The 12,533-nt window shown below is 38.7% G+C and carries 9 protein-coding genes; 6 read left to right on the top strand and 3 right to left on the bottom strand.

The genetic code is table 11. The annotated features are described in order from the left end of the window. Window positions 1–5 precede the first annotated feature (5 nt). On the bottom strand, window positions 6–407 hold the full coding sequence (locus H4J62_RS17375; protein ID WP_070376356.1) for a MerR family DNA-binding transcriptional regulator: 402 nt from the start codon (window positions 405–407) through the stop codon (window positions 6–8). A 251-nt stretch (window positions 408–658) separates the two neighbouring features. Here H4J62_RS17375 and H4J62_RS17370 point away from each other — a divergent pair, with 251 nt between their 5' ends. Continuing rightward, window positions 659–1,843 (top strand): acetyl-CoA C-acyltransferase, encoded by a 1,185-nt coding sequence (locus tag H4J62_RS17370; protein WP_182217453.1) that lies wholly within the window; start codon window positions 659–661, stop codon window positions 1,841–1,843. A 139-nt stretch (window positions 1,844–1,982) separates the two neighbouring features. Here the strand turns inward: H4J62_RS17370 and recQ are convergent, their stop codons facing one another. Then, window positions 1,983–3,779, bottom strand: coding sequence for a DNA helicase RecQ (gene recQ / locus H4J62_RS17365; RefSeq protein WP_182217455.1), 1,797 nt, complete (start codon window positions 3,777–3,779; stop codon window positions 1,983–1,985). 305 nt (window positions 3,780–4,084) lie between these two features. Continuing rightward, window positions 4,085–5,008: an AraC family transcriptional regulator gene (locus H4J62_RS17360; protein WP_182217457.1), complete on the bottom strand. Its 924-nt coding sequence runs from the start codon at window positions 5,006–5,008 to the stop codon at window positions 4,085–4,087. A gap of 192 nt (window positions 5,009–5,200) precedes the next feature. On the opposite strand from H4J62_RS17360, the gene H4J62_RS17355 reads away from it, so the two are divergent. The 5 genes from H4J62_RS17355 (at window position 5,201) to gmhB (ending at window position 12,381) form a co-directional block, all read left to right on the top strand. Continuing rightward, complete coding sequence (locus H4J62_RS17355; RefSeq protein ID WP_182217459.1) at window positions 5,201–8,581, top strand: methylmalonyl-CoA mutase family protein; 3,381 nt, start codon at window positions 5,201–5,203, stop codon at window positions 8,579–8,581. 113 nt (window positions 8,582–8,694) lie between these two features. After that, entirely contained in the window at window positions 8,695–9,738 is a 1,044-nt protein-coding gene (locus tag H4J62_RS17350; RefSeq protein ID WP_182217460.1) for an oxidoreductase, read from the top strand. A gap of 49 nt (window positions 9,739–9,787) precedes the next feature. Further along, complete coding sequence (locus H4J62_RS17345) at window positions 9,788–10,894, top strand: enoyl-CoA hydratase/isomerase family protein (RefSeq protein WP_182217462.1); 1,107 nt, start codon at window positions 9,788–9,790, stop codon at window positions 10,892–10,894. 19 nt (window positions 10,895–10,913) lie between these two features. After that, entirely contained in the window at window positions 10,914–11,675 is a 762-nt protein-coding gene (locus tag H4J62_RS17340) for an SDR family oxidoreductase (RefSeq protein WP_182217464.1), read from the top strand. A 169-nt stretch (window positions 11,676–11,844) separates the two neighbouring features. Continuing rightward, window positions 11,845–12,381 (top strand): D-glycero-beta-D-manno-heptose 1,7-bisphosphate 7-phosphatase, encoded by a 537-nt coding sequence (gene gmhB / locus H4J62_RS17335; RefSeq protein ID WP_182217466.1) that lies wholly within the window; start codon window positions 11,845–11,847, stop codon window positions 12,379–12,381. Window positions 12,382–12,533 lie beyond the last annotated feature (152 nt).

Below are 12,533 nucleotides of genomic sequence, written 5' to 3'. Positions count from 1 at the left end.
ATGCGTTAGGTTTTTGTATTGTCGATAGCTGATAAAGTAGCTAAACAGCTTTCTTCTAAATTTGTTAATTCCATCAACACCACTTTTATATCGTCGAGTTGTTGATGTAAGTCTGATTTTTTTTGTTCAATAATATCCATCATCAGTTTTAATTGGCTGGCGCTGGTATTGTCTAAATCGTATAATTCAAAGATGCGACCTGTTTCGGCTAATGAAAACCCCAAGCGTTTACCGCGTAAAATTAACTTTAGTCGAACTTTATCTCTTTGGTTATAAATTCGAGTTTGTCCTTTGCGAGTCGGGGCAAGCAAGCCTTGATCTTCGTAAAAACGAATACTGCGAGTCGTAATATCGAACTCTTTAGAAAGATCGCTGATTGAAAAAGTCCGTGCTTTTAATTCTGCCATGAAAAACTCTACATTTATGTTATGCACTCACCTTACAGGAAGTTTACGTTAACGTAAAGTAAGAGCTTTTTTCATCAAGCTGCTAATAAATATCCCGTCAATAATTTACCCGCTCAGTTAAAATCGTTACTATATAAATTGGCTATAATTGTGTCCTTACTATTAAAGTTTACGTTGGCGTAAACGTCAAATATAAGTTATGGTGTTAATCATTAATTTATCCCTTTTTATTTTTATCTCGGAGAGCTTTCATGTCTACTACAGATCCTATTGTTATTGTTTCAGCGTCTAGAACCCCTATGGGTGGTTTTATGGGCGGATTATCTGCTGTAACTTCACCTGACTTAGGCGCAACGGCTATACGCGGCGCACTTGCTGCGGCAAATATTGCTAACGATCAAGTTGATGAAGTAATCATGGGGTGTGTATTGCCTGCAGGTTTAAAACAAGCGCCTGCTCGTCAAGCAGCTTTGGCGGCTGATTTGGCATTATCAACAGTTTGTACCACCATTAATAAAGTCTGTGGCTCTGGAATGAAAGCAGCAATGCAAGCACATGACTCACTGATGGCTGGCTCTATTAATGTTGCTGTTGCCGGTGGTATGGAAAGCATGACTAATGCACCGCACCTTTTACCTAAAGGTCGCAGTGGTATAAAAATGGGACATGGTCAAATTCTTGATCATATGATGACTGATGGTTTAGAAAATGCCTATGATGGTATAGCTATGGGGTGTTTCGCACAAGAAACTGCCGATGATGCTGGGTTTACTCGTGAAGACATGGATGAATATGCTATTCGCTCATTAGCACGTGCCAATGCAGCGATTGCTGCTGGTGCTTTCGAAAATGAAATATCGCCAGTAACGATTAAATCTCGTCGTGGCGACTCTGTCTTTGCAATAGATGAACAGCCGGGTAATGCCCGCCCTGATAAAATACCTTCATTACGTGCCGCTTTTAAAAGAGACGGGACTATTACGGCTGCAAACTCTAGCTCTATTTCAGATGGTGCTGCGGCATTAGTGATGATGAAACAGTCAGAAGCAGAAAAACGTGGTCTACGCCCTTTATGTAAAATTGTTGCTCATGCAACGCATGCACAAAAACCTGAAGAATTTACGGTAGCACCCGTTGGCGCAATGAATAAAGTTTTAGCAAAAGCAAACTGGACGGCTGCAGATGTTGATCTATGGGAAATTAATGAAGCATTTGCCATGGTTACCATGTTAGCGATTAAAGAATTAGCCTTAGATGTTGAAAAAGTCAATGTCAATGGTGGCGCTTGTGCACTGGGTCATCCTTTAGGTGCTAGTGGTGCTCGTATTATGGTAACGTTAATCCATGCATTGAAAAACAAAGGTTTATCAAAAGGTTTAGCCTCTCTTTGTATTGGTGGTGGTGAAGCTACAGCGATTGCGGTTGAAATGTTTTAGACCATTAAGTTCGCTGTTATTTTCAGGTAATGCTGATAAAAATTAAATTTTTAAAGCCGCTATGTTAAGTCATTGCGGCTTTTTTATTAATGCTCAATTGATTGCACAGAGGTATTTTGAACAAAGACAAGGGTTTTAGCTAGTGGAGTAGTGCGATAATTTTTTCACCATAAAGCTCAAGTTTTGTTTTACCTATACCATTAACGTTTAATAGTTGCGTTGAGTTTTTGGGATTAGCTCTGGCTATATCCATTAAGGTAGCGTCATGAAAAATAACGAATGATGGTACATTTCTCTCTTTTGCCCATAATGCTCTTTGTTGCTTGAGCTTTTCAAATACGCTTTCTTCTTGTGCTGATAAATTGCTGGCATTAGGTTGTTTTGATTTTCGCGCAAGCTTCGCCTTACCGTATTCTTTTACTTTGAGTTGTATGGTCAGTTCGCCTTTTAATAAAGGTCGAGATTTTTCAGTAAGTTTTAAAGCGCCATATTCCATTTCTACAGCTAAATATCCCATTGAAATGAGTTGCCTAAACACCGTTTGCCATTCCTCTGCTTTGTGCTCTTTACCAATACCATAGGTAGAAAGTTGTTGGTGGTTGACCTGGATAACTTTAGGGGTTTGCTTACCTAGCAAGACATCAATTTGATGGCCTACGCCAAATCTTTGGCCCGTTCGATAAACCGTTGAAAGTGCTTTTCTAGCGGCAGCAGTGCCATCCCATGTTATGGGGGGATTCAAACAGTTATCACAATTCCCACAAGGCTCAGCTAACGTTTCACCAAAATAATTGAGTAATACTTGCCGGCGGCAAGAGCACACTTCGCAATAACCAAGCAGGGCATCAATTTTACGTTGAGTTATAAACTTGAACTGTTCATTACCAGTACTTTGACTTGTCATTTGTTTTAGCTTAATAACATCTTGCATGCCATACGCTAACCAAGTATTGGCGGGCATACCATCACGGCCTGCTCGGCCAGTTTCTTGGTAGTAGGCCTCAATACTTTTAGGTAAATTTAAATGGGCAACAAACCTAACATCGGGCTTATCAATACCCATACCAAAGGCAATGGTGGCAACAATTATGATGCCGTCTTCTCTGAGAAAACGTTGTTGATTGCTATCTTTAATATTATTGGCCAAACCTGCATGATAAGGCAAAGCAACTTTTCCTTGTTCACTCAGCCATTGAGCTGTGGCCTCAACAGATTTTCTTGAAAGACAATAAACGATACCAGCATCATTGTTATGTTCGGTATTGATAAATTTAAGGAGCTGTTCTTTGTTATTTTTTTGTTCACTGATCCGATACTGAATATTGGGTCTGTCAAAACTATGAACAAAGATTTTAGCAGCCGTTAAATTTAATACTTGAACAATTTCATCTCGCGTTTTCATATCCGCTGTCGCTGTTAAGGCAATTTTAGGCGTGTGGGGATATCGCTGGCTGATAATGGACAGTTGTTGGTATTCAGGTCTGAAATCGTGACCCCATTGTGAAACACAATGTGCTTCATCAAAGGCAAAGAGTGCAATGGTAATATTATCAATAAGGTTTAGAAAATAATCACTCAATAGTCGCTCTGGCGCAACGTACAATAAGTCGACATTGCCTGATCTTATTAGCTGCTCGACACGATTTTGTTCTTCATGGTCCTGCGACGAATTTAAAAACTCTGCTTTTACGCCTTGTAGTTTTAGCGCATCAACTTGATCTTTCATTAACGCTATTAGTGGCGACACCACTATGCCTACGCCATCACGGACTATCGCTGGTATTTGATAACATAATGACTTTCCACCACCGGTTGGCATAAGCGTAAAAACATCTGCGCCACTGATTAATTCACTAATTATTTTCGCTTGTTGATGTCGAAAGTCAGCGTAACCAAAGGTATTTTGTAAAACCGATTTTGCCGTATTGATATCCATATTGATTTCCTTTTTAACGCTAGACAAGTCAGTGAAATTAAATAGCATAGATTAAGTGATATTAAGTGGTGAGTATTAAATAGCGGGTTAAAAGTTAAGTATAGATGATGTTATCGCGTAACCTTGAGTATAGCAGGCAATGATTATTTACTTTTAACGAGCAATTATATGATAAAGGTATCATCAACGCCGTTATAAATGAAGGTGAGTAAAATTAGACTACTATAGTTAACGCTTTGCTATTGTGGTCAACAGTTAGCTATTGGCTAAATAAATTGCTAATACTCGTACTGCTAGTTATTTTTTTAAGCACTGTGACGAGAGTCACGATATTGCTTTGGTGACATTCCTAGCGATTTTTTAAACAGGCGTGAAAAATAGTAAGGGTCGCTATATCCCAAGCCCTCACTAATATCTTTAATAGTCTGTGAGCTATTATCAAGCTCAGAGCAGGCGCGTTGAATTTTCATATTAATAAAGTGCTGTATTGGTGATGTATCGGTGAGTTCTTTAAACTTCTTTGAAAAATGAAATTTAGATAGCTGGCTGTAATGCGCTAATGTATCCAAACTCAATTCTTGATGAAGATTATTGCGCATTAAACGTTCGACCGCATCAATATCAAAAGTAGAACTTTTATTAAAGTCAGTTAAACGCAACTGTAATGCTAAAAAGCTTAAGGTTTGCTGTAAAATATGTACCGCGTGAATAACATTAGTAGCGGTATAGCCGCGGCGACCTAGCGCTAATAAATTGTCAAAATCTCGGATCACTTCATCTACATTCCCGACGTGTGCGAGGCCATCATCCATTTTCATTAATAAACGTTCGGCAAAATTACTGGCGAGATCGCCTTTAAAATTTAACCAATAGACTTTTCCTGACTTGTTTTTAATTTCACTGTTATTTTCTCTGTTAATGGCGGTAAATTTAAAACTCGCATTGGCTGGTATAATAACAAGATCGCCCGATTTAACTTCTCTAACTTTGTTTTTATAGTCTAGAGTTGCGCTAGTTGATTGACAATAAAGTAAGCTGTGATGGTCACTGTTTTTTTTATTTATTTGATAAGAAATATCTGAATGCTTCCCAAGCGATAATGGATAAAGACTGGAGGTTAGCGGATGAACTTGCAATTTTTTCAATAAAAAAACGGGAATAAGTAAACGAATATCATCAATGATAGTTGCTGTTTTTATCGGCTTTGCTGACTTTGATTGTTGAAGCATAATTAATAAGCTACGCGTTTTTATTCCATAACAAGATAGTCCATCAAATTAGCAATAAAATCAATGTTAATACCATTTTCTTTATGATTTAATATTATTAATAAAAAATTTAAATAGCAATTCAGCACCAAAAATTACACCTACAAATATTACACCTATAATGGTGAGTAAGTTAATAAAAGAGAATTCAAAATGACAACTGAAAGATACCAACTCAAGAATAAAATTAGAATTGTCACTGCCGCATCACTTTTTGATGGGCACGATGCTGCGATTAATATTATGCGCCGAATTTTACAATCAAGTGGTGCTGAAGTTATTCATTTGGGCCATGACCGCAGTGTTGAAGAAGTGGTTAATACCGCGATTCAAGAAGATGCTAATGCTATTGCGATGACTTCTTATCAAGGTGGGCATAACGAATATTTTAAATATATGTACGACTTACTTAAAGAACGAGGTTGTGAACATATTCGTATCGTTGGCGGCGGCGGTGGCGTGATACTACCTGACGAAATTAAAATGCTACAAGATTATGGTATTACCCGTATTTATTCTCCTGATGACGGCCGTGCACTGGGTTTATTAGGCATGATTGATGACATGTTAGAGCGCTGTGATTTTAAAACTGGCGTCAATGTTAAAAAAGACGATGTTGCTAATTTAAAGAAAAATGACAAACAAGCGATTGCGCGTTTAATTTCAGCGGCTGAAAATGCGCCAAAAGAAAATAAAGCCGATTTAGAGAAAATTCGTAAAATTGCTTCAGCAAGTAAAACACCGGTATTAGGTATTACCGGTACCGGTGGTGCAGGTAAATCTTCGCTAGTTGATGAATTAATTCGCCGCTTTTTAATGGCAACAGCAGACAGCAAAATTGCCATTGTTTCGGTTGACCCGTCTAAGCGTAAAACCGGTGGTGCATTACTCGGTGACCGAATTCGTATGAATGCGGTAAACAATGATCGCGTTTACATGCGTTCGTTAGCCACACGTCAGTCAAATTTGGCATTGTCTGTTTATGTTAATGACACTTTAGAAATTTTAAAAGCGACCGATTTCGACTTAATTATTCTAGAAACTTCGGGTATTGGTCAATCAGATACCGAAATTGAAGAACATTCCGATGTTTCTTTATATGTAATGACGCCAGAGTACGGCGCGGCAACACAATTAGAAAAAATCGATATGCTCGATTTTGCTGATATTATTGCGCTCAATAAATTTGATAAACGGGGCGCTTTAGATGCCTTGCGTGACGTGAAAAAACAATATAAACGTAACCGTGGCATGTTTGAAGCCGGTGATGATGAAGTACCCGTTTACGGCACGATAGCTTCACAATTTAACGACCGTGGTATGACCGAATTATATAATGCGGTGATCACAGCATTAAACACTAAAGCGGGCTTAATTGTTGGCGATATTCTCTCTACCGAAGGCACATTAGCCAATAAAAGTAGCGTGATCCCAGGTAATCGTATTCGTTATTTATCTGAAATATCAGAAAGTAATCGCGGTTATGATGCTTGGGTTGAAAAACAAACAACGGTTGCACAAAAACTTTATGGTATTCATCAGGCGATTGAAACGGCAAAAGACACTGAAACGGTGGTTTCTGCTGATTTAGTGACGCAACTTGAAGCGCTTTATACTCAAGTCGAATTAGACTTAGACCCTAAAAACAAATTATTACTCGAGCAATGGGCGACTAAAGTTCAGCGTTATAAAGACCCTGAATTTAAATTTAAAGTACGAGACAAAGAACTGTCGATAGCCACTCATTCAAAATCACTTTCTGGTAGCGATATCCCTAAAATTAGTATGCCTAAATATCAGGGGTGGGGCGATATCTTAAAGTGGAACTTACAAGAAAATGTACCGGGTGAATTTCCGTATACCGCTGGTTTATTCCCCTTTAAGCGTGAAGGCGAAGACCCAACACGTATGTTCGCGGGTGAAGGCGGCCCAGAAAGAACCAACCGTCGTTTTCATTATGTTTCAAAAGGTATGCCGGCTAAACGCTTATCAACAGCATTTGATTCAGTGACCCTATACGGTAACGATCCAGCTATTCGTCCTGATATTTATGGAAAAATAGGTAATGCCGGCGTTTCTATTTGTTGTTTAGATGATGCCAAGAAACTGTATTCTGGTTTTGACTTAGCCCATGCGATGACGTCAGTTTCCATGACCATTAATGGCCCTGCGCCGATGTTGTTAGGTTTTTTCTTGAATACCGCTATCGATCAACAATGTGAGCGTTTTATTACCGAAAATGGTTTGGAAAAAGAAGTAGCCGCAACCATAGCTAAAATTTATAAAGACAAAGGCTGTGAACGTCCAAGCTATCAAGGTGAATTACCCGATGGCAACGACGGTTTAGGTTTGATGTTAATTGGTGTTACTGGCGATCAAGTTTTACCTCCAGCGGTATATCAAGCGATAAAAGCTAAAACCTTAACGCTAGTGCGTGGCACGGTACAAGCCGATATTTTAAAAGAAGATCAAGCGCAAAATACCTGTATTTTCTCCACTGAATTTGCCCTACGTTTAATGGGTGATGTGCAAGAGTACTTTATTGAAAAAGGTGTGCGTAATTTCTATTCAGTGTCTATTTCTGGCTATCATATAGCAGAAGCTGGTGCGAATCCGATCACTCAATTGGCGTTAACGTTGGCAAACGGTTTTACTTTTGTTGAATATTACTTAAGCCGCGGTATGGACATTAATGAATTTGGTCCTAACTTATCGTTTTTCTTCTCAAACGGTATCGACCCAGAATACGCTGTCATTGGCCGAGTGGCTCGTCGTATTTGGTCAAAAGCGATGAAGAATAAATATGGTGCCAATGCTCGTGCACAAATGTTGAAATATCATATTCAAACATCAGGTCGTTCATTGCATGCTCAAGAAATTGATTTCAATGATATTCGTACCACATTACAAGCACTTTATGCGATAAACGATAACTGTAACTCTTTGCATACTAATGCTTATGATGAAGCTATTACTACGCCTACCGAAGACAGTGTTCGTCGTGCGATGGCGATTCAATTAATCATCAACCGTGAATTAGGACTTTCTAAAAATGAAAACCCTATTCAAGGCGCGTTCATTATTGAAGAGTTAACTGACTTAGTTGAAGATGCGGTATTAACTGAATTTGATCGTATTAACGAACGTGGTGGTGTACTTGGTGCCATGGAAACTATGTATCAGCGTGGTAAAATTCAAGAAGAAAGTATGTATTACGAGCATTTAAAGCACTCAGGTGAATATCCTATTATAGGTGTAAATACTTTCCTTAGTTCAACGGGCTCGCCAACGATTGTGCCTGAAGAAGTTATTCGCGCTACCGAAGAAGAAAAAACTTATCAAATTGATATGTTAGCGAGTTTAAACAAAGCTAATGCAGCAGAAGTAGAAGTCTTACTTAAGCGTTTACAAACAGCCGCCATTAATCATGAAAATATTTTTGAATTAATGATGGATGCTTGTAAGGTTTGTTCTTTAGGGCAAATTGTTAGTTCGTTATTTGAAGCAGGCGGTCAATATCGTCGCAATATGTAACACTAGTAGATAGTCAGTTTATTAGATTAGAGTAAAGTAGTGCCTGTGCACTACTTATGCTTTGATGTTAATTCTTCATACACCTTTATTTAGATAATTGAATAGGAATAATTATGTCAACGTTGATCACGGAGTTAAGGCAAGTACCAGAAAAATTTACGGCTTTTCGTATTCATCAAATACAAGAGGGTGATAAGAAAAAAATCACCAGTGGGTTTGAGCAAGTTGGTATTGATGATTTAACCGCAGGTGAAGTGGTTATTAAAGTCGCCTATTCAGACATTAATTATAAAGATGCTCTAGCTGCCACAGGGAAAGGAAGAATCTTACGTACTTATCCCTTAGTAGGCGGTATTGATTTGTCGGGTGTTGTGGTTAGCTCTGTTGATGACAGGTTTGAAGCCGGCGATAAAGTGCTGGTTTGCGGCGCACAATTATCTGAACTCTATGATGGTGGTTACAGTGAGTATGCGCGGGTAAAAGCAGATTCAGTCGTGGCATTGCCAACAGGCATGAGTTTACGTGATGCGATGGCACTCGGTACCGCAGGATATACTGCCGCTCTTGCTATTCAGCGTATGGAAGATAATGGTCAAATTCCAGAGCGAGGTCCTATTGTCGTCACTGGCGCTACCGGTGGTGTTGGTAGTTTTGCTATTAATATGCTGTCAAATATTGGTTATGAAGTGATTGCTTTTACGGGTAAAACAGAACAAGAAGATTATTTAAAAGCGCTCGGTGCGGCTAAACTTATTAGTCGTCATGATATTGAAATGGGCAGCAAACCGCTAGAAAATGCACAGTGGGGTGGGGCGGTCGATAGTGTTGGCGGTGAAACGTTAGCTTGGTTAACACGCACCACTCATGTTTGGGGAAATATTGCTTCAATTGGTTTAGCCGGTGGCTTCAAATTAGAGACCACTGTTATGCCCTTTATATTAAGAGGCGTGAGCCTACTTGGTATTAACTCAGTCGAAATGCCACTTTCAGTGCGCACGCAAGGATGGAAAAGATTAGCAACAGATTTAAAACCAACAAAACTTGATCTGATTTCTCCTACGACCATTGAATTTCGAGACTTAGGGAATGCATTTGACGCTTACGTCGATGGCACGGTTACCGGACGAACTGTCGTAGCGATTGATGCTAGTCTTTAAATAGCTATCAAAGAGAACATTAACCCGTAAAAAATCGGAGCTAAATTAAATGACAGATGTGATATTTAAAGAGTTAAGCAGCAATAATAATAAACTGATAGCTATAGCAGAACTTAATGCGCCTAAATCGCTTAATGCATTAAATCTTTCGATGATTAAGCTGTTAACCAAAAAACTGTCGTCTTGGCAGCAAGATGACAATATCGCGATGGTTATTTTACAGGGCGCGGGTGAAAAAGCGTTTTGTGCTGGTGGAGATGTTGTTAGCCTGTATCACTATTTACACGAACTAGACACACCAATAGATGATGATGTCATTACATCAGGCTTCGCTAATGAATTTTTTAGTGAAGAATATGTACTTGACCAATTAATTCATAATTTTAATAAACCCATTATGATCTGGGGAGATGGTTATATCATGGGCGGCGGCATAGGTTTATTTGCTGGTGCCAGTCATCGTGTAACCACAGAGCGCACTTTGATGGCAATGCCAGAAGTATCAATAGGGCTATTTCCTGATGTAGGGTCGAGTTGGTTTTTAAATAAAACACCAGAAGATCTTGGTTTGTTTTTAGGGATCACCGGTGCTGTGTTTAATGCCGTAGATGCTAATTATCTTGGCTTGTCGGATTATATTATTGATAGTTCATCTAAAAATGGTGTTTTTGATCACTTACTAACAGTTGACTGGCAAGACAATAATCGAAATCACTCTCTGCTAAAGCAAGCATTGACCGAGTTTTCGAACCGTTTTGAACACCATTTACCCAATGAGGTAAAAAACAATGAAGTGGCTATAGCAAAATTATTAGCTTTCGATAATATTGCTGATATACACACAGCGATTTTAAATGTACAAACAGACAATAATTGGCTGAATAAGGCAAAAAACAAATTACTGGCGGGTAGCCCATTGAGTGCTTGTATTATATATAGGCAGTTACAAACGACTAAAACGCTAAGTTTGAGTGAATGTTTTACTTCAGAGTTAAATTTAATCCTTCGTTGTTGTCAGTATACTGAAGCTCGCGAAGGTATTAGGGCATTATTAGTCGATAAAGACAAAAATCCAAATTGGGCTTTTTCAAATATTAGTGATGTTGACCATAAATTAGTTGATTGGTTTTTTAGCGCTATCAACGAAAAAATATAATAGAGATAAAGGAAAAACAATGGATTTGAATGATAAAGTTATCGTCATCACCGGCGGTGGACAAGGCCTAGGACGTTCTATGGCTATTAGCTTAGCAACGAATGGTGCTAAATTAGCGTTAATCGATTTAAATGAAACGTTACTACAAGAAACAGTAAAACTTATTGAAGCAGCAGGTTCATCGGCAAAGTATTATTTAGCCAACGTCACCAATGAAAGTGAAGTAGAAGCTATTTTTAGCCAGATTAATGATGATTTTTCGGGTATCGACGGCTTAATTAACAATGCCGGCATTTTACGTGACGGTATGTTCGTTAAAGCTAAAGATGGAGTCGTTGCTAAGAAAATGTCATTGGATCAGTTTCAATCAGTCATCGATGTTAATTTAACGGGTGTTTTCTTATGTGGTCGCGAAGCTGCTGTTCACATGATTGAAGGTAAACGTAAAGGTGTCATTATTAATATGTCGTCCATCGCAAGAGCCGGTAATATGGGACAAACCAATTATGCTGCATCTAAAGCGGGTGTTGTCGCGATGACCGTTACTTGGGCGCGCGAGTTAGGGCGTCATGGTATTCGCGTTGGTGCTATTGCCCCTGGTGTTATTCGCACCGCAATGACTGATGCGATGAAACCAGAAATGCGTGACCGTTTAGAAAAAATGAAACCTGTTGGCCGCTTAGGTGAAGCAGATGAAATTGCTCACACCGTAAAGTATATTTTTGAAAATGAGTTTTTTACCGGCCGTGTCGTAGAAATTGATGGCGGTCTTTGCATGTAACAATTATCTGCTGTTTATTAACAGCAGATATTGAGCAAAATGTCGTTCTTAGATATCTATGCTGCAAATCATTTGTTAATTCGTGCAGCAAAATATTTAAGAGCGATGGCTTAATTAATTAATCTATCAAAAAACCTATCATTAGCCGCTGAGTCAAAAGAAATTAACTATGAAAAAAGCACTGTTTTTAGACAGGGACGGCATTATCAATGTTGACCATGGTTACGTTTATAAAAAAGAAGCATTTGAATTTGTCGAAGATATCTTTACTGTTTGTTTGGATGCGCACAATAAAGGTTATGAAATATTTGTCATTACTAACCAATCGGGTATTGCTAGAGGCAAATATACTGTTGAGCAATTTAATCAACTGACTCTGTGGATGGTAAAGCAATTTAAATCGAAAGGGATCGTAATTGCAGATGTCTATCATTGCCCTCATCATCCAGATAAAGGCGTTGGTGAATACAAGGTGGCCTGTGATTGTAGAAAACCAGAACCTGGTATGATTTTATCAGCTGCTAAAAAGCATGACATTGATTTGGCAAAGAGTATTTTTATTGGTGATAAAGTATCAGATATGCAGGCTGCTGAGCGTGCTGGTATAAAAAGTAGGATATTGCTTGTTGATCAATATAGCGATAATGAGGCGATTAAAGCAGACCGTATCAATAAAATTAGCGAAGCTAGCGCGTATATTAGCTAAATTGTTCGATAAATAAGCGAACAAACGTTTATTTCAAAGTTATTACAAAAAAGGGTTGACGCCCAGCGAGAAATGTCTAGAATGCGCTCCAGTTCCAAGGGGTTCAGTCAAAACGAACCACGAAAGAGCTGTTTTGATAAGTTATCTACATC

The sequence above is a fragment of the Colwellia sp. BRX8-5 genome (genome assembly GCF_014077325.1).
GTDB lineage: Bacteria > Pseudomonadota > Gammaproteobacteria > Enterobacterales > Alteromonadaceae > Colwellia_A.
The sequence above is the reverse complement of the archived record's forward strand: the minus strand, read 5'-3'. Positions and strand labels throughout refer to the sequence as shown.